The organism is Photobacterium aphoticum, assembly GCF_001029435.1.
Taxonomy (GTDB): Bacteria; Pseudomonadota; Gammaproteobacteria; order Enterobacterales; family Vibrionaceae; genus Photobacterium; species Photobacterium aphoticum.
Genome location: NZ_LDOV01000025.1, coordinates 318,724 through 341,636 on the forward strand (window position 1 = coordinate 318,724; position 22,913 = coordinate 341,636).

Sequence of the window (22,913 nt, forward strand, 5' to 3'; positions counted from 1 at the left end):
GTGCACAAACAAAAAGACCGCCAACTTAGGCGGTCTTTTCATCATTACCAGAATGGTCTTGCTCGGGACTTTTTACGTCTTGCAGCAACTCGTAATCAAAGTCGATCACGACATCGCTTTTCGGCGTTGAGCAGCAAGTCAGGATTTCATTGGGGGCAATGAACGCCATGCTGTCGGCTTGCGATACAGCACCCGTCGTGAGCTTGCAGCGACAAGCGCCACACAGGCCACTACGGCACTGGTATTCAGGACGCAGGCCGATACGCTCTAGTTGGTCGAGCAGAGGCTCATGGCTGTTGCCACGAACCTCTACGCCATTCACGGTAATCGTGAGTGAACTCATAGTTCAAAGTCACCCAGATCGTCAGCGCTGACGTCGTTATCAATCTGACCAACCAGGTAAGAACTGATTTCTGCTTCCTGTGGTGCAACCTGTACGTTATCAGAAGACAACCAAGAGTTGATCCATGGAATTGGGTTCTGTGTTGCGCCCGGGTAAGCGTGCTCAAGACCAACCGCCGCCATACGCAGGTTCGTGATGTATTCCACGTACTGGCACAGGATGTTCTTGTTCAGACCGATCATTGAGCCGTCTTTGAACAGGTAATCAGCCCATTCTTTTTCTTGCTCAGCCGCGTCTTTGAAGATCTGGAAGCATTCTGCGTGACATTCACGGGCAATCTCTACCATGTCTGGATCGTCATGGCCGTTACGTAGCAGGTTCAGAATGTGCTGAGTACCGGTCAGGTGCAAGGCTTCGTCACGGGCGATCAGTTTGATGATCTTCGCGTTACCTTCCATCAATTCACGTTCTGCGAAGGCGAAAGAACACGCGAAGCTCACGTAGAAACGGATCGCTTCCAGTGCATTCACTGACATCATGCACAGGTACAGTTTCTTTTTAATGTCACGCAGGTTCACTGTCACGGTATTGCCGTTGATAGTGTGCACGCCTTCACCGAAGCGGTGGTAGTCGTTGGTAGCTGCGATCAAATCATCGTAGTAGCGAGAAATATCGCCTGCACGCTTGATGATGTGTTCGTTGGTCACGATGTCATCAAAGACGATAGCAGGATCGTTCACGATGTTACGAATGATGTGCGTGTAAGAACGTGAGTGGATCGTTTCAGAGAACGACCAGGTTTCAATCCAGGTTTCCAGCTCTGGAATCGACACGATCGGCAGTAGCGCTACGTTCGGGCTACGACCCTGAATGGAATCCAATAGTGTTTGGTATTTCAGGTTGCTGATGAAAATGTGGCGTTCGTGGTCAGGCAGATTGTTGTAGTCAATGCGGTCGCCTGATACGTCCACTTCTTCCGGACGCCAGAAGAAAGACAGCTGCTTCTCAATCAGCTTTTCAAAAATCTCAAACTTTTGTTGGTCATAACGCGCCACGTTTACGGACTGGCCGAAGAACATTGGTTCTTTTAGTGGGTCGTTTTTCGTTTGACAGAAAGTGCTGTATGCCATGTTACCCTCAACAGGAAAGGGAGCCGTAGCCCCCAATCGTTAAAACTTAAATCTTGCAGCTTGTGCAGTCGTCTGCACCCATGTCGCCTTGGCTATCAGAAGCACCATCACGCGTGTTGTGGTAGTACAAGGTCTTCACGCCGAGTTTATACGCGCTTAGTAGGTCTTTTAGCAACAGTTTCATCGGTACTTTACCGCCTGGCTGCTTGCTTGGGTCGTAGTTGGTGTTCGCAGAGATCGCCTGATCGATGAACTTCTGCATAATACCTACTAGCTGTAGATACCCATCATTGCTGCCAATGTTCCAAAGCAGTTCGTAGTTATCCTTGTACTTGCTGTACTCAGGCACGACTTGCTTCAGGATACCGTCTTTTGATGCTTTCACTGAAACGAAACCACGTGGTGGCTCGATACCGTTTGTCGCGTTCGAGATTTGCGACGAGGTTTCAGAAGGCATCAGTGCAGACAGGGTAGAGTTACGCAGACCGTGTGTTTTGATCTCTTCGCGTAGGGCTTCCCAATCGTAGCGCAGTTCTGCAGAGCAGATGGCATCCAGATCTTTCTTATACGTATCAATCGGCAAAATGCCTTGTGCGTAGGTGGTTTCGTTGAACGAAGGACAAGCGCCTTGCTCTTTCGCCAAACCAACAGACGCTTTCAGTAGGTAGTACTGAATGGCTTCAAATGCTTCGTGTGTCAGGTTGTTCGCGCTACCGTCTGAGTAACGCACACCGTTCTTCGCCAGGTAGTACGCGAAGTTGATCACGCCAACACCCAGAGTACGGCGGTTCATGGTTGAACGGTACGCAGCCGGTAGTGGGTAATCTTGGTAGTCCAGTAGGGCATCCAGTGCACGCACAGTCAGCTCTGCCAGCTCTTCCAGATCATCCAGGCTTTCAATTGCACCCAAGTTGAACGCAGATAGCGTACACAGGGCGATTTCGCCGTTTTCATCTTCCACGTTGTTCAGTGGTTTGGTTGGCAGGGCAATTTCCAGACACAGGTTAGACTGGCGAATCGGTGCCACACTTGGGTCAAACGGGCTGTGCGTATTACAGTGGTCCACGTTCTGAATGTAGATACGGCCTGTTGAAGCACGCTCTTGCATCAGTAGGGAGAACAGCTCAATCGCTTTCACTGTTTTACGCTTAATGCTGCTGTCTTGCTCGTACTGTACGTACAGACGCTCAAATTCCGCTTGGTCAGCGAAGAACGCATCGTACAGTCCAGGGACGTCAGACGGTGAGAACAGGCTGATGTTTTCGCCTTTGATCAGACGGGTGTACATCAGTTTGTTCAGCTGTACGCCGTAGTCCATGTGACGAACACGGTTTTCTTCAACACCACGGTTGTTTTTCAGTACCAGCAGTGATTCTACTTCGCCGTGCCACATTGGGTAGAACAGAGTCGCAGCACCGCCACGTACACCGCCCTGAGAACAACATTTCACTGCTGTCTGGAAGTATTTGTAGAACGGGATACAACCGGTGTGGAATGCTTCACCGCCACGGATTTCAGAACCCAGCGCACGAATACGGCCTGCGTTGATACCGATACCGGCACGCTGAGACACGTAACGTACAATGGCGCTTGCCGTTGCGTTGATGGAATCCAGACTGTCATCACACTCAATCAGTACACAAGAGCTGAACTGACGAGTCGGGGTACGTACGCCTGACATGATTGGCGTAGGTAGCGAGATCTTGAACTGAGAGACCGCGTCGTAGAAGCGTTTGATGTAGCTCATGCGCGTTTCGCGTGGGTATTTACCAAATAGGCACGCCGCGATCATGATGTACAAAAACTGTGCGCTTTCAAAAATTTCGCCACTGACACGGTTTTGAACCAAATATTTACCTTCCAACTGCTTCACGGCTGCGTAGGAGAAATCCATGTCGCGCCAGTGATCGATGTAGGTATCCATCAGCTCGAATTCTTCTTTGCTGTAGTCTTCTAGCAAGTGTGCGTCGTACTTGCCTTTCTCAACCATGTGAGTCACATGATCGAACAGCGCAGGTGGCTCAAACTGGCCATATGCTTTTTTGCGAAGGTGGAAAATCGCCAAACGCGCAGCCAGGTACTGGTAGTCCGGTGTCTCTTCAGAGATCAGGTCTGCGGCTGCTTTGATGATGGTTTCGTGGATATCTTCGGTCTTGATCCCTTCGTAGAACTGGATGTGAGACTTCAGTTCAACCTGTGAAACCGAGACGTTCTCTAGGCCTTCTGCGGCCCAAGTGATCACTCGGTGGATTTTTTCCAGGTCGATATTTTCTGTGCGTCCATCACGCTTGGTAACAGTGAGCTGTTGAGTCATTTTTGGTCTTATTCCCAGATTTCCATCATTAGCCGTGTTTTTTGTCACTTTCAGCAATAAGGTTAGCAAAGGTGAAGATCTTTGTTAGTTTTCTGCTGGTGGACTGAAACACTACATATTGGGGTGTTGAGCTTATAGGGTTACAAGATAGTGGTGATAGGGGGGTATTGCAAGATGGTAATTTTTAACCAGCTGTGGATAACTTGGGGAAGTACAAAATTAAGTTAGTGCCTACCAACCTATTTGCTCAGTTCTGACAGTATCATAGAAAAAAGCAATAAAAATTCGAGAGAAAAATCGCGTGTAGAAAAAAAAATGCCTTGATTTTTTCTTGTTCTATGAGGCGGACAGAAAAGCGCAGATTTCTGGTTATTTCTTGTCTAGTGAGTAAGTTATCGATTGTGAGACGGTAACACAAGCCAACACATTATCTTGTGTTCGGCAAGTGTGTACGTGTTCATTTACAAGGCGATGTCTGTCAGCGGGTTACGCTGAAGGAGAAAGGTGACGAATTAGCTCACTGGGATGGCGTAAGATGCCGTGTGCGTCCCACTTGTCAGGGCGATCGGCTTCACCGATGTAGCCCCAGCCGGCCACGTATCCCGCCATATTGGCGGCGCTGGCCGCGATCATGTCTTTTTCAATGTCCCCGATATAGGCACATTGTGCGGCATTGACGCCCATGCATTCACAGCTGTACCAGAGCGGTTCAGGGTGGGGTTTGGCCAGCGGCAGGGTATCGCCACATACAATGGCATGCGCACGCATCAGGTGAGGAAAGTAGGGCAAAAGCATATCCGTCAGAAAACCGGGTTTATTGGTCATGATCCCCCATGGGATCTGTGTAGCATCCAAATGATCCAATAATGCGGCAATGCCTGGGTAAAGCGCAGTGTGTTCGCAGATGTTTTGTTCGTAGTAATCCAAAAAACGTTGACGCAGCATCGTCATGTCTGACGGTAAAGGGTGTGTGCCAAATCCGGCGGTCAGTAACCCCTTGGCGCCATAACTGGTGTTTGCCTGAATATGCGCAGCGGTTAAGGGAGGCAGGTTGTAATCGGCCAGTACACGGTTGGCGGCTTTGGCCATATCGGGCGCGGTATCGAGCAGGGTGCCGTCTAAATCAAATAACACTGCATGAAGGTGATTGGCCATAACCTGTCCTTGTTCAATCGGGTCAAAAGGGGGAATGAAACCCATGGTTCAAGTATTGGCAGCAGAAAACGGGATTGGCAATAGCCAAGCAGGGCGGTATGCGTGCCCTGCTAAGCGGATCACAGCACGTTGTGGTTAAGCGCGGTGAAAGGCGTGAAGGGGTGAGTGCCTGAAGGGGATTATGGCTTCACCGTGTGGACGATGTAGTTCACATCCACGTTGTTACCCAGCCAGTAACGGTCAGTCAGCGGGTTGTAGTGCAAACCGGTGATGTGGCGATCTTGCAACGGCGTCTTGTCAATCATGGTTAACAGTTCAGACGGGCGAATGAACTTGGCATGATCGTGCGTACCTTGTGGCACCAGTTTCAGCAGGTGCTCGGCACCAACAATGGCAAACAGGTAAGATTTGATATTGCGGTTCAAGGTCGAAAAGAAGACGTGACCGCCCGGTTTGACCATTTTTGCACACGCGGCGATAACCGATGCCGGATCCGGAACGTGTTCCAGCATTTCCATGCAGGTAACCACATCATAGGTTTCCGGGTGCAGTTCGGCGTGCTCTTCGGCCGTGCGCTGCACATACTCCAGTTTGGTGCCTGTTTCTAACGCGTGCAGGCGAGCAACGGTCAGGGGCTCTTTACCCATGTCCAGGCCAGTGACGTCTGCGCCTTCTACCGCCATGCTTTCTGCCAGGATCCCGCCACCACAGCCGACATCCAACACTTTTTTGCCGAACAGGCCATCGGCATGGTCGATAACAAAATTCAAACGCAGCGGGTTGATTTGGTGCAGCGGTTTAAATTCGCCTTCCAGATCCCACCAACGTGATGCCATGTCTTCAAATTTACTGATCTCTGCCGGATCAACGTTCAATTGCTTGGTCATGTGATTAAGCCATCTTCCTTATAGATAGCGGCATTATAACGAAAATGATCGGGCAGGCCACAACGAAGATAGCGCGATAAAGCAATGAAAACGGGGCCGTGACGTCAGACTTGTATTGGGGGGAGGGGCAACGTGGGGAAAGTCACTTGAAGCGCCCTCTGGGAGACGGTGAAAACCTGTCGAAGGCGCTTGAGCACAGGGTGGAGCATCGTTTGTTGCGTTGAGTGGTACAGGTTACTCGGCGGCAGCCAGTTGGATCAAATCGGCTTGCAGCGAGCCGGTGCTGAGCGTGATGGCGGCAAGAATGAGCATGAGCAAATATTTTCCCCCAATAACGCAGATACCGATGGCTGTGATGGCTTTGCTGAACATGGTGACCTCGCTTATCGTATGTGATTTGTGAAATCTTAGATTTTGTTCTTGCAAGTTCGATACTACGCCGATGGGGCAAGCTACACTTGATAACGATCAGTTTTTTGTTCAGCAAACAGTCAGTTTGCGGCGGGATGATGAAATTTCAAAGCCAGGTCGACTTTTTACATTTGATTGCAAAAAGGGCGGGCGAAAAATGCGAAGTTGGCGCGGTTCAAGCGCCTAATGAGTAAAAAGTAAACGGATAGAATAGGAATTCTTTCCCCTAAGCTGCAGATTTTTTACCAATCCGCTAAATTACTCACAACATAACAGTGAAAGGTGTGCCTATCTGGGCTGAAATATGCTATATTCTCGCACCTTGCACGTATGATACCCAACGTTATAGGTATCGTGAAAAACCGGGCGAAAGCACGGTCAGAGATAGCTATGCCGTTTGGTATACGTATACGACAGAAATTACCTGAGGGATATTGGCTCCATGAGCGATCTTGCAAAAGAGATCACGCCCGTAAACATTGAAGAGGAGCTGAAAGGCTCGTACCTCGACTACGCGATGTCCGTTATCGTAGGTCGTGCTCTTCCTGATGTGCGTGATGGCCTTAAGCCGGTACACCGTCGCGTTTTATTCGCGATGAATGTATTGGGCAATGACTGGAATAAAGCATATAAAAAATCCGCCCGTGTGGTGGGTGACGTAATCGGTAAATATCACCCTCACGGTGACAGCGCAGTTTACGACACCATTGTACGTATGGCCCAACCTTTCTCTCTTCGCTACATGCTGGTAGATGGTCAGGGTAACTTCGGTTCGATTGACGGCGACTCCGCCGCTGCAATGCGTTACACCGAAGTACGTATGTCCAAAATCGCCCATGAATTGTTGGCGGATTTGGATAAAGAGACGGTGGATTATGTACCTAACTACGACGGTACAGAGCAAATCCCAGCCGTACTTCCAACCAAAGTACCAAACCTGCTAGTGAATGGTTCATCGGGTATTGCCGTCGGTATGGCGACCAATATTCCACCTCACAACCTAGGTGAGGTTATCGATGGCTGTCTGGCGTATATCAATGATGAAAACATCACCATTGATGAGCTGATGGATTACATTCCAGGCCCTGATTTCCCGACTGCGGCGATGATCAGTGGTCGTAAAGGTATCATCGATGCATACAAGACCGGTCGCGGTAAGATCTACATGCGCTCTAAAGCGGAGATCGAAGCAGACAAGAACGGTCGTGAAACCATCGTTGTAACCGAAATCCCTTACCAGGTGAACAAAGCGCGTCTGATTGAAAAGATCGCGGAACTGGTTAAAGAGAAGAAAGTTGAAGGCATCAGTGCCCTGCGCGACGAGTCTGACAAAGACGGTATGCGCATTGTTATCGAATGTAAGCGTGATGCTGTGGGTGAAGTGGTTCTTAACAACCTGTACGCACAAACTCAGCTACAAACCACATTCGGTATCAACATGGTTGCGCTGGACAATGGCCAGCCAAAAACCTTCAACCTGAAAGACATGTTGAAGTGCTTCGTGAACCACCGCCGTGAAGTGGTGACACGTCGTACGATTTACGAATTGCGTAAAGCCCGTGAGCGTGCCCATATCCTTGAAGGTTTGGCACTGGCACTGGCGAACATCGATGAAATCATCGAGTTGATCCGAAACGCACCAACGCCTGCGGAAGCACGCGCTGGCCTAGTGGCTCGCGGTTGGGATCTGGGCAACGTAGCAGCGATGCTGGAACGTGCCGGTACCGATGCAGCGCGTCCTGAATGGCTAGAGCCTGAATTCGGCATTCGTGATGGTAAGTACTTCCTGACTGAACAGCAAGCCCAAGCAATCTTGGATCTGCGTCTGCACAAGCTAACTGGCCTTGAGCACGAGAAGATCCTTGACGAGTACAAGGCACTGCTAGAAGAAATCGCTGAGTTACTGCACATTTTGGGCAGCTCTGAGCGTTTGATGGAAGTGATCCGTGAAGAACTTGAAGCGGTGAAAGAGCAGTTCAACGATCCTCGTCGTACTGAAATCACAGCTGCAAGCCACGACATTGATCTTGAAGATCTGATCACGCAAGAAGATGTAGTGGTAACACTTTCTCACGAAGGTTACGTGAAGTACCAGGTACTGAGCGATTACGAAGCTCAGCGTCGTGGTGGTAAAGGTAAAGCGGCAACGCGCATGAAGGATGAAGACTTCATTGAGCGTCTGCTGGTGGCCAATACCCATGACACCATTCTGTGCTTCTCAAGCCGTGGCCGTATGTACTGGCTGAAAGTGTACCAGCTACCGCTGGCAAGCCGTACGGCACGTGGTAAGCCAATCGTGAACATTCTACCGCTGGAAGAAGGCGAGCGTATTACCGCGATCCTACCAGTGAAAGAATACACGGAAGACAAGTTCATCTTCATGGCGACCGCTGACGGTACCGTGAAGAAGACCCCACTGACTGACTTCAGTCGTCCACGTAGTGCCGGTATCATTGCGGTGAACCTGCGTGACGGTGACTCACTGATCGGTGTGGACATCACGAACGGTAACGATGACATCATGCTGTTCTCGAAACACGGCAAGGTCGTTCGTTTCTGTGAAGAGCAAGTGCGTGGCATGGGCCGTACTGCGGCAGGTGTACGTGGTATCAAACTTGCTGACAGCGACAAAGTAGTATCGTTGATCGTACCGCACAACGGTGGTGATGTACTGACTGTGACTGAAAACGGTTACGGTAAGCGTACTGAGCTGACGGAATACCCTGCGAAGAGCCGTGCGACACAAGGTGTTGTGTCTATCAAGGTCTCTGAGCGTAACGGTAGTGTGGTTGGCGCGATTCAGGTCGAAGATGGCGACGAATTCATGATGATCACCAACGGTGGTATTCTGGTTCGTACACGCGTTGGCGAAGTGAGCCGCGTGGGCCGTAACACCCAAGGTGTGACCCTGATCCGTACCGCTGCTGATGAGCAAGTGGTCGGTCTGCAGCGCATCGATGAGCCGGAAGAAGACGACATGATTTCTGATGCAGAGATCGTGGACGGCGACGCGGCAGTATCGACAGAACAGCCAGCCGCTGATTCTGCAGCAGACACTTCTTCTGAAGAAGAATAATTGATGCAGTGCTATCTGCTATGAAAAACGCAGCCTTCGGGCTGCGTTTTTTTTATCCGTTTGAAAGTGGGGCAACTAATTCACCCCAACCCCTTTTCAGGGCGGAAAGAAAGGTGTAAAAACAAAGGTCAGATGACAGTCATCACCACATTGATGAAGATTGACGTGGCTTTCTGGCTGTAGCGAATAATTGCAATCCCATGTTTTAGCAGGAGCAAGTCTTTTATCATGGATAAGGTTTTTAATTTTTGCGCCGGACCGGCAATGATCCCGGCTGACGTGTTGAAAAAAGCACAACAAGAGCTGACCGACTGGAATGGCTTAGGCACCTCCGTGATGGAGATCAGCCACCGTAGTAAAGAATTTATCCAAGTGGCTCAGCAGTCTGAGCAAGACCTGCGTGACCTGCTTGGGATCCCTGATAATTACCATGTACTGTTCTGTCATGGCGGTGCCCGTGCACAGTTTGCAGCCGTACCAATGAACCTGTTGGGCGATGCCACAACCGCTGACTATATTGACGGCGGTTACTGGGCGCACAGCGCGGCAGAAGAAGCCGAAAAATACTGCCGCCCGAATGTGATCGATATTACTTGTGAGAAAGATGGCAAGCGCGCGATGCTACCGGCATCGGAGTGGCCACTGTCTGACGAGGCGGCATTTGTACATTTCTGCCCGAACGAAACTATCGACGGCATTGAAATCCGCGATCTGCCTGTGACCGATAAGCCGATTGTGGCTGACCTGTCGTCAACTATCCTGTCTCGTGAAATTGATGTGTCGAAATACGGTGTGATTTATGCCGGTGCACAGAAGAACATTGGCCCTGCCGGTTTGACTATCGTGATTGTTCGTGACGATCTGCTGGGTAAAGCGCAAACGGTATTGCCAAGCATTCTGGATTACAGCGTGCAGGTGGACAAAGAATCCATGTTCAACACCCCACCAACATTTGCTTGGTACCTGGCGGGTGAAGTGTTCAAGTGGCTGAAAAGCATTGGCGGCGTGGCAGAAATGCAAAAGCGTAATGAAGCCAAAGCCAAGGTGCTGTATGACTACATCGATCAGTCAGACTTCTACCGCAACAACATTCACTCAGACAACCGTTCACTGATGAATGTGCCGTTCCAGCTAAAAGACGCGGCACTGGATGCCTTGTTCTTGGAGCAAGCGGACGCGGCTGGCCTGAAAGCCCTGAAAGGTCACCGAGTGGTCGGCGGCATGCGCGCTTCTATCTACAACGCCATGCCAATTGAAGGCGTACAGGCGCTGGTCGATTTCATGCGTGAATTTGAACAACAACACGGCTAAAAGACCCGCTGTTGAAATTGTTAAAGGTAAAAACCGCCGTTTGGCGGTTTTTTTATAGAGATATTGAGTGCCTAGAACCTAGAACCTAGAACCTGGAACGGGTTTTATACTACCCGATACCCGATACCCGATACCCGATACCCGATACCCGATACCCGATACCTGATACCCGATACTTGCCTTTTGCTCTTCCTTGAGCCTCGTTCCTTAAAGCTCGCCCCTGATTTCAATACTTAATATATCGTTGCGTCAGCGCATCCCACCGATAGGCGCGCAGCAACGTATCGGCGGCGTGTTCAATGTCATCCAAAATGCGGTACACCGCCTCATCATCAATTGTGCGTAACTTGGCTAGACGATGGTAAAAAATCGTCCATGACACAGTAGCATCATCCCAGTAAATCACGTCATCGCCCTGACTGCCTTGGGTCACGAATATGTACGCCGGTGGAGAAACAGGGGGGGTGAGTGTAGGGCGTGTTACGAGGTGATTCGGTTCATGGTCGTGAGGTTCTTGGTCATAAGAGTCATCGAAATGGTGTTCATGGTGCTGCTGAATTTCACGCTCAATTTCATTGACCAGTGTTTGGTTTCCGGCCCCACAAGCGGAGAGGCTGATCATCACCTCGCCATTGTACTGGCTCATGTCTTTGAACAGGGGATCCATCGCCATGAACAACTGCTGCCAGTTGAGAAAATCCCGACCGAATGACACGCCGCGTTCATTGCCGTGCGCGGACAGGTGAATACACAGTGGGCGTTGTTTGGTCCGTGTGGCATGGATATCATCGATAGAGGAAATGTAATCGCAGTATTTTTCCAAATCTTCCGCGCAGTAAGCGGTGAGGATCGCCACTTCATGGCCAATGATATGACACATTTTTTCTAAGGCTTTGGCTTCGGAACGGTCTTGCAGCAGATCCATCGGGCCGACACACTCGATAATAAATAACCGCATCTTATCGATCATGGTTTGGGTTCTATCGTGAAGTAAGGTGAAAAAGAGAAATTAACGAGTTGGCACACAGAGTGCGAATGCCAGAAGCGGTTTTTCGAGTGAACCGACAGAAATGGGTCTTGATGCAGCAAATAAGCCAGCGAGAGAGGAAGAAACAGGAAGAGGAAAAACGGTGTTGTTTCCCCTTGGCCCTGCTATGAAATATGCGCCAAGGGGAAGAGTGGGTCAGTTGTTTAAAGGATTAAAAGTGACCGTCGTTTTAAACTGCTGGCCGTCATCATCCATGGTGAAGAACCAGCCCATACGCTCACAAATACGCTCCACAATCACCAGCCCGCAACCATAACCGGCATTGTAAGTTTCATTGCCTTCATGGCGGTTAATGATGGTCAGGGTGTCAGCGGCCAAGTGAATGTAAATGTCGCCCACGCTGTAACTGAACGCATTTTTGATCAGGTTATTGATGATAATGGTAATAAAGCTTTCCGGCGCATCGATCACCTTGGAGGACAGCACGCGTAAATCGTAACTGGCATCTTGTTTGGCGAACAACGGCGCTAATGCTTCCAGTTGTTGACGCAGTTTTTGTTCCAGATCGTGTTCACCAAAGTGATGGGCTTCAACCGTCTCTTTACCTAACAGTAGGAAGGTTTCGGTTAAAATCCGCATCTCTTCACTGGCTTTGTTGATCCTATCAATGGCTTTTAATGCCACTGGTGGCTGGTTTGGCACTTTGCTCAACAATTCCGACGAGCCTTTAATCACCATGATGGGCGTACGTAATTCGTGTGAGGCAAAACGGCTGAACTCTTTTTCACGCTGAAAGAATCCGGCAATGTTACTTTTGCTGTCGAGCAGCGTCTGTTCGATTTCCCGCGTTTCGCTGTAGGCTGTTTCAACCGTGAAATAGGGTTGGTCCGGCGGCATCTGTGCCACTTTGTGTTCTATGATCCCCAGTGGTTTGGAGATGGTGCGAACAAAGTAGATCCCATACATCGCCATACACAGCGAGACCAATACCCCAAACAGGAAGGTGAAAGCATGCAGGCTGTCTTCGTAACCATCCAGGTAGTCATCGGCATCATCCTGAAACAGGATATACATGAGCCCTTGTCCAGAAGGGTGGTGGAAGACAATAAAGTGTTTATCTTCTTCTCCCAGCAAGTGCTCATAGAATCCCGGCTGATTGTAGGGAAGCAGCCAGTCAGGCATCTGACTTTCGCTCCAGTAACTGCTGAACTCATCACTGTAGGGCAGTGGGGTTTCCGCTTGATTTACCCGATAATCATCGACAAAGCGTTCTGCTTCAGCATCCAACCAGTGATGAAGACTGATAATTTCTAATTGGTTTTCCGCAATGTAGATCACCGTCCAGAACAGTGAAAACATCACGAATGTCATCACGCCAAAGCTCCAGCGGATCTTGCGATAGATGCTGGGAAAATGGTTATGCTTTAATGCGGTAGCCTTGTCCATGAATGGTCTCTAGTCGTGAATGGTCAAACCCTTTATCAATGGCATTGCGCAGGCCATAAATGTGACTGCGTAGTGCATCGCTGGATGGTGAATCCTCCCCCCATACCGCATCAATCACCTCTTGACGGCTGACTATACCCGGTGCTTTGCGCAGCAACACTTTCAAAATCTTACACTGAATGCGACTGAGCTTGATCGGCTGGTTGTCTCGGGTGACTTCATCCGTGCGAATGTTCAGACAGATGTCAGCAAATTTCAGCTCACCGATGTCCTGGCGAGGGCCTCGGTTATTCAGTGCATACAGGCGCAGGAGCAGTTCTTGTAAGGCGAACGGTTTGAGCAGGTAATCATCACCACCCGCTTTAAAGGCTGCGACTTTGTCATCCAGCGCATCTTTGGCGGTCAGGAACAGGACAGGCGTCTGGCAAAAGAGTTCTTCACGCATTTTGGTGACAGCGGTGATACCGTCCATTTTAGGCATCATGATATCCATGATGATCACATCAAAATGCTGCTCGCCGACTAATGCGAGTGCGGCTTCTCCGTGGTAGGCACAATCAATGCTGATGCCTTCCAGTTCCAGATAGTCAGCAATGGTTTCTACCACGCTGTGGTTGTCATCGACGATCAAAACTTTCATAGGATTATTTTACGTTTCTTCACGACTACTTCACGTTTATAGGCGTAATATACCCCCAACAAAAATAATATTCCTTAGCTCATAGGTGTTTAGATGAAAAAATTGGCATTGGTATCAATGATTGGCTTGGTTCTAACGGGCTGTGGTGGCGGCGGTAGCGACGACAATGGTGGTCAAACTCAGCCACAAGCAAAAGCCGTGATGGGTACCATTGAATCAGTGCAATCTAATAACATCTGGGTGAATGGTGATAGATATACAGTTTCATCAGTAGGTTATGGCAACCTAAATGATGTGATGGCTCCAACAGCGCTAGCGCCAAATATGATGGTTAAGCTAGTTGGTCATGCTCGTGCTGGTGTTGAAGTACAGCTTGAGCCAACCATGATTGGTGTAGTGAGTGAAGTGTCAGGCACTAGCTTCAAGGTTAATGGTGTCGCGTTAACGTTTGATGGTCTGAAGGGCATTGAAAACGGTGATTGGGTACTCGTCTCTTCTTTACCAACTGCGACAGAAGGTTACAAAGTTCTCTCTGTTGTGAAGATTGAAGCAGATAAGTTTGACAACACGGTTGAGATTGAAGGCCCTGTTAGTAACCTTGATGAAAACACTACCACCTTTAAATTGGGTGCTGCACTAACTGTTAATTACAACACAGCAAAAATGGATCTGGATTCAGCGCTAGCAAATGATCTTTGGGTTGAAGTGACCGGTAAGATGAATGACGCTACTAATGAGTTAGATGCAACGGAAGTTGAAGCTGACGATTATGATGATCTTGGCAACGAGGCGGAAGTTGAAGGTATCATTACAGCTGTAAATCATAGCGAATCTTACTTTGAAGTGAATTACCGTGGTCGCTTTAACTTTGACCACTCTACAGAGGTTGAACTGGCGAATGACCGTGATGGTTCAATCGCGGATATCAAACTAGGTCTACAAGTCGAAGTAGAATCTGTTTTGAGAAATGGTCAGCGTTTTGCGACAGATGTTGAGTTTGATAACTACGCAGGTAATCAGTGGCAGACGTTTGAGCAGGAAGGACAAGCCACTGAAGGTACAGAAGCTGGTTCATTCAAGCTAAATGGTATGACGGTTTACACTGACAGTAAAACGCGTTACGAAGATGGTTTGACATTTAACTCTTTGACGCAGGGTTTGATTGAAGTTGATGGTGTAGTGATTAACGGTAAAAACGTTGCTCGCGAAATCGAACGTGAAGACTAATCATACTCAGTGATGATTCATTTCAAATCATCATCCTAAGATTGTAAATAAAGCGCCCGAGTGGCGCTTTATTTGTATATGCCACAGGCGTATAAAACACCCATCAAAATCAACGTTGTTAATGAGTTAAGAAGGGTTCTATGAAGACATTGAGTATCGCGGTGGCACTGAGTCTATTGTTGAGCGGTTGCGGAGAGAAGGCGGATACACCAACCCCTCCGGCACCGAGTGTCAAGACCAGCACCGTGGCAGGCGTCATTGATGCAGCCTCTGTCTACGATATGACCCTTAACGGCCACACCTACCCAACACAAGATGCCGAGGCGTCTTACCAAGGCCGTGATTACAATGTCACCTCTGTGAAAAAGGGGATGGCCGTGACGGTACAGTTGGAAAACGACAAAGCTGCCGATATTCAACTGGATCCGGCGTTTACCGGTTTAGCGGTATTGAATCCGGATAACCAATTGCTGATGAACGGTGCGACTATTCGCATTCCGGATCCGAGCGTATTCACGCTGGACTACAAATATGGCGGCGGTAGCCTGGGATGGGTGATGGTGTTTGCCCATTTGGATGAGAACAACCAGTGGGTAGTGACAAATGTCTCTCCGATTGATGCCATGCCGAATGCGGAAATGGAAGGCAAAATCACCGGATTGACCGACACACAATTCCACCTTGATGGCGCGACGATTCATTATACCGCCAGTGATGTGACCGGTGGCAAACCGCTCGCGAATGGCATGTATGTGCAGGCGCTGGGGCAGTTTGTGAATGATTCCCTCACGGCGAACCGTATCGACATCAAATCCTGAGTTGTTCTTGTCAGGCGAAAGTGGGTATAGATCACAACGTTAATATTCGTTACTCTGCTGTAACTGCGACCAAACAGGATAGAAGAATTCAGAGATGGAAAGTTTAACGTTACAGCCGATAAACAAGATTAACGGCACGGTGAACCTGCCGGGCTCTAAGAGCGTCTCGAACCGCGCCTTGCTATTGGCGGCGTTAGCAACAGGGACGACACGACTGACTAATTTACTCGACAGTGATGATATTCGTCATATGTTGAATGCACTGCAGGCGCTTGGTGTGACCTACCAATTGTCTGCCGATAAAACCGAATGTGAAATCAATGGCCTTGGTGGCGCGTTCAATCGCACAGAAGCGCTGGAACTGTTCCTCGGCAATGCCGGTACGGCGATGCGACCGTTGGCGGCAGCGTTGTGTTTAGGGAACGGCGACTATGTGCTGACCGGTGAGCCGCGCATGAAAGAGCGCCCGATTGGCCACTTAGTGGATGCACTGCGCAGTGCGGGTGCCTCTATTACTTACCTTGAGAATGAGCATTACCCGCCACTGAAAATCAGCGGTACAGGGTTAGCGGGGGGAGAGGTTGAGATTGATGGCTCGATTTCCAGCCAGTTCCTGACCGCGTTCTTGATGGCGGCACCATTAGCCAAAGCGGACACCGTGATCCGTATTAAAGGGGATTTGGTGTCAAAGCCGTACATTGATATCACGCTGCACATCATGGCGCAGTTTGGTGTGACGGTCGAAAACCACGATTACCAGCAGTTTGTGGTAAAAGGTGGCCAGACTTACGTTTCACCCGGGGATTTCTTGGTAGAAGGCGATGCGTCCTCCGCGTCTTACTTCCTCGCCGCAGCGGCGATCCGTGGCGGTGAAGTGAAAGTGACCGGTATTGGCCGTAACAGCATTCAGGGCGATATCCAGTTTGCGGACGCACTGGCGGCGATGGGTGCGGATATCGAGTGGGGCGATGATTACGTGATCGCACGTCGTGGTGAGCTCAATGCGGTCGATATGGATTTTAACCATATCCCGGATGCGGCCATGACCATTGCGACGGCGGCGCTGTTTGCGAACGGCACCACCGCGATCCGTAACGTGTACAACTGGCGCGTGAAAGAAACTGACCGCTTAGCCGCGATGGCGACTGAGTTGCGTAAAGTCGGGGCAGAGGTCGAAGAAGGTGAGGACTTTATTGTGATCACGCCACCTGCGACACTGCAACATGCGGCGATTGATACCTATGATGATCACCGTATGGCGATGTGTTTCTCGCTGGTGGCACTGAGCGACACGCCGGTGACCATTAACGACCCGAAATGTACGTCAAAAACCTTCCCGGATTATTTTGAGAAGTTGGCTATACTGAGTCAGTGATTGAGCGATCGGCGTAAAAAAATACGGATACACCCGTCACTGTTGGCGGGTGTTGTTTTTTTGCTGTAATAGTGCGGTATTACCGATTGGTATCAGTAGCATTTTCCCGTATAATCTGCCCCCGCAAAAAAGGTGTAATACGTATCCACATTTATCCGCCTGTGTTTAACCGGCTAAAGGGTGTCGATGGGTATTACTGCTTACGTTAGAACAAGTTCGGAGAATACCTATGTCTACTCATGCTCCAGTGATCACTGTCGATGGCCCAAGTGGTGCCGGTAAAGGCACGCTATGTATGCTATTGGCAGAAAAACTGGGCTGGAAACTGCTTGATTCTGGCGCGATCTACCGCGTGTTGGCACTGGCTGCCATTCACCATGGTGTGGATCTAGAATCTGAAGATGCGCTTGTTCCTTTAGCCGCGCATCTGGATGTGCAGTTTGTTGCCGAAGGTGAGCTGGTCAAGGTGATCCTAGAAGGTGAAGACGTGTCTGGCGAGCTCCGTAAAGAAGAAACGGGGATGGCGGCGTCAAAAGTGGCCGCATTACCACGCGTACGTGAAGCGCTATTGCGTCGTCAGCGTGCGTTCAGTGAAGCGCCTGGACTGGTGGCAGATGGCCGTGACATGGGCACCGTTGTCTTTCCACAAGCAGAAGTCAAGATTTTCCTCGATGCCAGTGCAGAAGAACGTGCGAATCGTCGCATGAACCAGTTGCAACAGAAGGGCTTAGATGTTAACTTTGACCACCTTTTGAAAGAAATTCAAGAGCGCGACGATCGTGATCGCAACCGTGCGGTAGCGCCACTTCGTCCTGCAGACGATGCGTTGGTACTTGATTCAACGTCAATGACGATTGAAGAAGTGACTATCAAGGCATTGAATTATATTGAAAAGAAATTGTCCGCTGAGTAATCAGTGAGACGGCGTTGGTGTCACGGATGATAACCGACATTACTACCAACCCCATGCGGTAGGATACCCATGGTTGTTAATCAGATTGAAGATTAAATAATGACTGAATCTTTTGCTTTACTCTTTGAAGAGTCTCTAAACGAACTAGAAACACGTCCTGGCGCGATCGTTAAAGGTACTGTTGTAGCTATCGAAAACGGTTACGTACTAGTAGACGCAGGCCTTAAGTCTGAGTCTTCTATCCCAGTTGAAGAATTCAAGAACGCTGCTGGCGAACTAGAAATCGAAGTTGGTGCAGAAGTTGACGTTGCTCTAGATGCAGTAGAAGACGGCTTCGGTGAGACTAAGCTTTCTCGTGAAAAAGCTAAGCGTCACGAAGCTTGGATCGTTCTAGAAAAAGCTTACGAAGATGCTGAAACTGTTATCGGTATCATCAACGGTAAAGTTAAAGGCGGCTTCACAGTTGAACTTAACGGCATCCGTGCGTTCCTACCAGGTTCACTAGTAGACGTTCGCCCAGTTCGTGACACAGCTCACCTAGAAAACAAAGAGCTAGAGTTCAAAGTAATCAAGCTTGATCAGAAGCGTAACAACGTAGTTGTTTCTCGTCGCGCAGTTATCGAATCAGAAAACAGCGTTGAGCGTGATGAACTTCTTGCTTCTCTACAGGAAGGCATGGAAGTTAAAGGTATCGTTAAGAACCTTACTGACTACGGTGCATTCGTTGATCTTGGTGGTGTTGACGGTCTTCTACACATCACTGACATGGCTTGGAAGCGCGTTAAGCACCCATCTGAAATCGTTAATGTTGGCGACGAGATCAACGTTAAAGTTCTTAAGTTCGATCGTGAGCGTACTCGCGTATCACTAGGTCTTAAGCAGCTAGGCGAAGATCCATGGGTAGCAATCGCTAAGCGTTACCCAGAAGGCACTAAGCTTTCTGGCCGTGTAACTAACCTAACTGATTACGGCTGCTTCGTAGAAATCGAAGAAGGCGTTGAAGGTCTAGTACACGTTTCTGAAATGGATTGGACTAACAAAAACATCCACCCATCTAAAGTTGTTAACGTTGGCGACGAAGTTGAAGTTATGGTTCTTGATATCGACGAAGAACGTCGTCGTATCAGCCTAGGTCTTAAGCAGTGTAAAGCGAACCCATGGCAGTCATTTGCAGAAATGCAAGCTAAGGGCGACAAAGTAACTGGTAAGATCAAGTCTATCACTGACTTCGGTATCTTCATCGGCCTAGAAGGCGGCATCGACGGTCTAGTTCACCTATCTGACATTTCTTGGAATGTTGCAGGTGAAGAAGCAGTTCGTGACTTCAAGAAAGGCGACGAAATCTCTGCTGTAGTTCTAGCGGTTGACGCTGAGCGTGAGCGTATCTCTCTTGGTATCAAGCAAATCGACGAAGACCCATTCAACGGTTACGTTGCAGCTAACAAGAAAGGTGCTCTAGTTAACGGTACTGTTGTTGCTGTTGACGCTAAAGGCGCAACTGTTGAGCTAGCTGAAGGTGTTGAAGGTTACCTACGTGCTTCTGAAGCATCAGTTGACCGCGTTGAAGACGCAACTCTAGTTCTTTCTGTAGGCGATGCTGTTGAAGCTAAGTTCACTGGCGTTGACCGTAAGAACCGCGTAATCAACCTATCTGTTCGTGCTAAAGACGCTGCAGAAGAGCAAGAAGCAATTGCTAACCTAAACAAGCAGGACGATGCTGCTTTCGGTAACGCAATGGCTGACGCTTTCAAAGCTGCTAAAGGCGAATAATTGAGCGAAGGGGGAAGATTTTTCCCCCTAAGCGGTTATACTATTGAGAAACATACTAAAAACGGAGTGTTTATGACAAAGTCTGAATTAATTGAAAGGCTGTGTAGTCAACAAACACATCTTTCTGCCAAACAGGTAGAAGATGCAATCAAGGAAATCCTTGAGCATATGGCAACCACTCTCGCTGAGGGTGATCGTATTGAGATCCGTGGCTTTGGTAGCTTCTCTCTGCATTACCGTGCTCCGCGTGTGGGTCGCAATCCTAAGACCGGTGACAAAGTTGAGCTAGACGGCAAGTACGTTCCTCACTTCAAACCGGGTAAAGAATTACGTGACCGTGTTAACTCAGCAGTAGCTGGTTAACCACGTATCGAACATAAAAACGGCATACTGCTTAGTATGCCGTTTTTTTATGCTTATTGATCATGGTCTGATGAGCCAAAATCTTGCATAATCAGGCATGCCATCTGTTTAGTGTCTGTACCCTTTTTCGGTAGCGCATTGATGACCACAGATTGGTATCATCAGTTTTATTGAGTGAGAAGGATTCACGATGAAAAAGATACTGACTGCATTAACGGTACTTATTTTGTTAGGTTGCTTCATGGTCGCTATGGCCCTTGGCACCCAAAACCAACAAATCGTTAATTTCGACTTTCTGATCGCCCAGGGAGAGTTCCAACTATCCGCCCTGCTAGGCATTGCATTCGGTTCCGGTTTCGGGATTGGCTGGCTGATTTGTGGCCTGCTATACCTGAAAGCGCGCTTTGTACGAAACCGCCTGAAAAAGAAAGTCCAGAAACAGCAACTTGAATTGGATCAGCTTCGTGCCGAGCCTGTGAAGGAATAAACGTTAATGCTAGAGCTGTTGTTCCTGCTTTTGCCTATTGCTGCCGCCTACGGCTGGTACATGGGTAACAGGAGCGCTAGTAATAAACAACAGGAGCAGTCTCACCACATGTCACGTCAGTACGTGACCGGTTTGAACTTGCTGTTATCGGATCAGTCCGATAAAGCGGTTGATGTGTTCATCGAGCTGCTCCAAGTTGACAGTGAAACGATTGATACCCACCTTGCTCTCGGAAATTTGTTCCGCAGCCGAGGGGAGGTCGATCGCGCCATTCGTATTCACCAGAATTTGATCGCCCGTCCTAACCTGACGATTGATCAACGTAATCTGGCGTTGCAGCAGTTGGCACAAGACTATATGGCCGCAGGTTTCTTTGACCGTGCGGAAAAGATTTTTGAACAGCTGTTGGATGAGCCCGATCACCGTAAAGGGGCCTTGCAGCAGTTACTGACCATTTACCAGCAAACCCGTGAGTGGGAGCGTGCTATCGACGTGTCGACGCAGTTGGTAAAAATGGGCAAGAGCAAGCTCAAGCATGACATCGCTCATTACTGGTGTGAAATGGCCATGCTTGAGATGAGCGCGCAAAACCCGGACAAAGCCAAGCAGTTGCTGAAAAAGTCACTGGCGGCAGATAAAACCTGTGTCCGTGCCTCTATCATGCTGGCGAAGATTTTGATCTCGGAAGACGAGTACAAAGCTGCCGCCAAGCAGTTAGAACGTGTCGCCGATCAAGACATGGACTTCATTGGTGAAGCGCTGCCGTTGCTGTTGGAATGCTACGAAGCCACCAATAATGAAACGGCCTGGCTTAAGTACCTGCGTTATTGCGTGGAAGAAAAAGCCGGCTCGACGGCTGAGTTGATGCTGGCCGACGAAATAGCCAAGCGTGAAGGGGCAACCATGGCGCAGTCTTACATGACGCGTCAGTTGCAGAAAAACCCGACCCTGAAAGGCTTCTACCAGTTGATGGATTACCATCTGGATGAAGCAGAAGAAGGCCGTGCCAAAGAAAGCTTGATGTCCCTGCGTGGCATGGTTGGCGAGCAATTGAAGATCAAGCCGCATTACCGCTGTCGTCAGTGTGGTTTTGCTACCCATTCCCTGTACTGGCAGTGCCCGTCCTGTAAAGGGTGGGGCACCATTAAGCCGATTCGTGGGCTTGACGGTGAATAATCTGGTAGCCCCATTGGGGTGAACAAATCAAAAGCCTATTCTTATGAATAGGCTTTTTGCTATGTATTGATTTATATCGGCATTTTTAATGTCAGCCGGTTTGGTTGCGGATTTTTGTCTGCCTAACAAACGATTGGCATGGCAAGATAACTGTATGTTTTAGTGCTTAGGTGCAACAAAGCAATAAATGCTCGCATAATTATAAATTTACTGTACAATCCCGCCCGACTCAGGAAACTGGGTGTGATTGACCTATAACTTAGCAGGAGATGCCATGTTAGACCCAAAAGTGATTGTTGCTCTTGATTACCCAAGCCAGGAAGAGGCATTGGCCTTCGTTGATCGCATTGAGCCGGGTAGCTGCCGATTGAAAGTGGGCAAAGAGATGTTCACCTACTTTGGCCCTGACTTCGTGCGTCAGTTGCAAAACCGTGGTCACTCGGTATTCCTAGACCTTAAATTCCACGATATCCCAAATACTTGTTCGCACGCCGTACGTGCGGCCGCAGAGTTGGGTGTATGGATGGTGAACGTGCACGCATCAGGCGGTGAGCGCATGATGACAGCTTCTCGTGAAATCCTAGAGCCCTACGGCAAAGACCGTCCGCTATTGATTGGTGTGACCGTGCTAACCAGCATGGAAGCGTCGGATCTACGTGGTATCGGCATTCAGTGTGAGCCACAAGAGCAGGTATTGAACTTGGCACGTCTGACCAAGAACAGCGGCCTAGACGGTGTGGTGTGTTCTGCACAAGAAGCGAGCCTGCTAAAAGGCGAGCTAGGCCAGTCATTCAAACTGGTAACGCCAGGCATTCGTCCAGCGGGCAGCGAAGCGGGCGATCAGCGCCGTGTAATGACCCCTGTAGAAGCGGTAGCCGCCGGCTCAGATTACCTGGTTATTGGTCGTCCAATTACTCAAGCGGCGGATCCTGCTGCGGTATTGGCGGCGATTAACAAGACTCTGGCATAACGCCTGACGGGTTAGCGTAAAGATTGAAAAAGAAACGGGCCCTTGTACACACAAGGGCCCGTTTTTTATTTGTGTTTGATGGACAGGCGATAGGTGAATGCGGATACAACACC

At 49.2% G+C, this 22,913-nt stretch carries 20 protein-coding genes; 11 read left to right on the top strand and 9 right to left on the bottom strand.

What is annotated here, in order from left to right:
* Window positions 1-25: 25 nt before the first annotated feature.
* The 6 genes from yfaE to ABT58_RS24205 all read right to left on the bottom strand — a co-directional run bounded on the left by yfaE (window position 26) and on the right by ABT58_RS24205 (window position 6,201).
* Complete coding sequence (yfaE, locus tag ABT58_RS14660) at window positions 26-343, bottom strand: class I ribonucleotide reductase maintenance protein YfaE (protein WP_047875157.1); 318 nt, start codon at window positions 341-343, stop codon at window positions 26-28.
* The gene (gene nrdB, locus ABT58_RS14665; RefSeq protein WP_047875158.1) at window positions 340-1,473 is read right to left on the bottom strand and encodes a class Ia ribonucleoside-diphosphate reductase subunit beta; all 1,134 of its coding nucleotides are present in this window, start codon (window positions 1,471-1,473) and stop codon (window positions 340-342) included. Before nrdB ends, yfaE begins: the two co-directional genes overlap by 4 nt.
* 46 nt (window positions 1,474-1,519) lie before the next feature.
* On the bottom strand, window positions 1,520-3,787 hold the full coding sequence (gene nrdA / locus ABT58_RS14670; protein ID WP_047875159.1) for a class 1a ribonucleoside-diphosphate reductase subunit alpha: 2,268 nt from the start codon (window positions 3,785-3,787) through the stop codon (window positions 1,520-1,522).
* Between the two features lie 486 nt (window positions 3,788-4,273).
* Window positions 4,274-4,942, bottom strand: a complete 669-nt coding sequence (locus ABT58_RS14675) for an HAD family hydrolase (protein WP_047875160.1) — start codon at window positions 4,940-4,942, stop codon at window positions 4,274-4,276.
* Window positions 4,943-5,121: 179 nt separating this feature from the next.
* Window positions 5,122-5,829, bottom strand: a complete 708-nt coding sequence (gene ubiG, locus ABT58_RS14680) for a bifunctional 2-polyprenyl-6-hydroxyphenol methylase/3-demethylubiquinol 3-O-methyltransferase UbiG (protein ID WP_047875161.1) — start codon at window positions 5,827-5,829, stop codon at window positions 5,122-5,124.
* 234 nt (window positions 5,830-6,063) lie between these two features.
* Window positions 6,064-6,201: a hypothetical protein gene (locus ABT58_RS24205; protein WP_169749965.1), complete on the bottom strand. Its 138-nt coding sequence runs from the start codon at window positions 6,199-6,201 to the stop codon at window positions 6,064-6,066.
* Window positions 6,202-6,682: 481 nt separating this feature from the next.
* Between ABT58_RS24205 and gyrA the strand changes: the two genes are divergently transcribed.
* Together gyrA and serC are read left to right on the top strand one after the other, a co-directional pair.
* On the top strand, window positions 6,683-9,316 hold the full coding sequence (gene gyrA / locus ABT58_RS14685; RefSeq protein ID WP_047875162.1) for a DNA topoisomerase (ATP-hydrolyzing) subunit A: 2,634 nt from the start codon (window positions 6,683-6,685) through the stop codon (window positions 9,314-9,316).
* A gap of 228 nt (window positions 9,317-9,544) precedes the next feature.
* Window positions 9,545-10,627, top strand: a complete 1,083-nt coding sequence (gene serC / locus ABT58_RS14690; protein WP_047875163.1) for a 3-phosphoserine/phosphohydroxythreonine transaminase — start codon at window positions 9,545-9,547, stop codon at window positions 10,625-10,627.
* 226 nt (window positions 10,628-10,853) lie between these two features.
* Here serC and ABT58_RS14695 read toward each other — a convergent pair whose 3' ends face one another.
* The 3 genes from ABT58_RS14695 to ABT58_RS14705 form a co-directional block, all read right to left on the bottom strand.
* A complete protein-coding gene (locus ABT58_RS14695; RefSeq protein WP_047875164.1) occupies window positions 10,854-11,597 on the bottom strand; it encodes a hypothetical protein in 744 nt (247 codons plus the stop codon).
* A 213-nt stretch (window positions 11,598-11,810) separates the two neighbouring features.
* Window positions 11,811-13,061: a sensor histidine kinase gene (locus tag ABT58_RS14700; protein WP_047875165.1), complete on the bottom strand. Its 1,251-nt coding sequence runs from the start codon at window positions 13,059-13,061 to the stop codon at window positions 11,811-11,813.
* Window positions 13,033-13,701, bottom strand: coding sequence for a response regulator transcription factor (locus tag ABT58_RS14705; RefSeq protein ID WP_047875166.1), 669 nt, complete (start codon window positions 13,699-13,701; stop codon window positions 13,033-13,035). Before ABT58_RS14705 ends, ABT58_RS14700 begins: the two co-directional genes overlap by 29 nt.
* 93 nt (window positions 13,702-13,794) lie before the next feature.
* On the opposite strand from ABT58_RS14705, the gene ABT58_RS14710 reads away from it, so the two are divergent.
* The 9 genes from ABT58_RS14710 to pyrF all read left to right on the top strand — a co-directional run bounded on the left by ABT58_RS14710 (window position 13,795) and on the right by pyrF (window position 22,800).
* The gene (locus ABT58_RS14710; RefSeq protein WP_047875167.1) at window positions 13,795-14,928 is read left to right on the top strand and encodes a DUF5666 domain-containing protein; all 1,134 of its coding nucleotides are present in this window, start codon (window positions 13,795-13,797) and stop codon (window positions 14,926-14,928) included.
* 140 nt (window positions 14,929-15,068) lie between these two features.
* Window positions 15,069-15,746 (top strand): DUF5666 domain-containing protein, encoded by a 678-nt coding sequence (locus ABT58_RS14715; RefSeq protein ID WP_047875168.1) that lies wholly within the window; start codon window positions 15,069-15,071, stop codon window positions 15,744-15,746.
* A 94-nt stretch (window positions 15,747-15,840) separates the two neighbouring features.
* A complete protein-coding gene (gene aroA, locus ABT58_RS14720; RefSeq protein ID WP_047875169.1) occupies window positions 15,841-17,121 on the top strand; it encodes a 3-phosphoshikimate 1-carboxyvinyltransferase in 1,281 nt (426 codons plus the stop codon).
* A gap of 229 nt (window positions 17,122-17,350) precedes the next feature.
* Window positions 17,351-18,034 carry a (d)CMP kinase gene (cmk, locus tag ABT58_RS14725; RefSeq protein WP_047875170.1) on the top strand — a complete coding sequence of 228 codons (684 nt, stop codon included), beginning with the start codon at window positions 17,351-17,353 and terminating at the stop codon, window positions 18,032-18,034.
* A 99-nt stretch (window positions 18,035-18,133) separates the two neighbouring features.
* Complete coding sequence (gene rpsA, locus ABT58_RS14730; RefSeq protein WP_047875171.1) at window positions 18,134-19,804, top strand: 30S ribosomal protein S1; 1,671 nt, start codon at window positions 18,134-18,136, stop codon at window positions 19,802-19,804.
* 72 nt (window positions 19,805-19,876) lie between these two features.
* Window positions 19,877-20,167 carry an integration host factor subunit beta gene (gene ihfB, locus ABT58_RS14735; RefSeq protein WP_047875172.1) on the top strand — a complete coding sequence of 97 codons (291 nt, stop codon included), beginning with the start codon at window positions 19,877-19,879 and terminating at the stop codon, window positions 20,165-20,167.
* A 190-nt stretch (window positions 20,168-20,357) separates the two neighbouring features.
* On the top strand, window positions 20,358-20,654 hold the full coding sequence (locus ABT58_RS14740) for a LapA family protein (protein ID WP_047875173.1): 297 nt from the start codon (window positions 20,358-20,360) through the stop codon (window positions 20,652-20,654).
* Between the two features lie 6 nt (window positions 20,655-20,660).
* Window positions 20,661-21,830 (top strand): lipopolysaccharide assembly protein LapB, encoded by a 1,170-nt coding sequence (gene lapB / locus ABT58_RS14745; RefSeq protein WP_047875174.1) that lies wholly within the window; start codon window positions 20,661-20,663, stop codon window positions 21,828-21,830.
* Between the two features lie 274 nt (window positions 21,831-22,104).
* On the top strand, window positions 22,105-22,800 hold the full coding sequence (gene pyrF, locus ABT58_RS14750; protein WP_047875175.1) for an orotidine-5'-phosphate decarboxylase: 696 nt from the start codon (window positions 22,105-22,107) through the stop codon (window positions 22,798-22,800).
* Window positions 22,801-22,913: the final 113 nt, after the last annotated feature.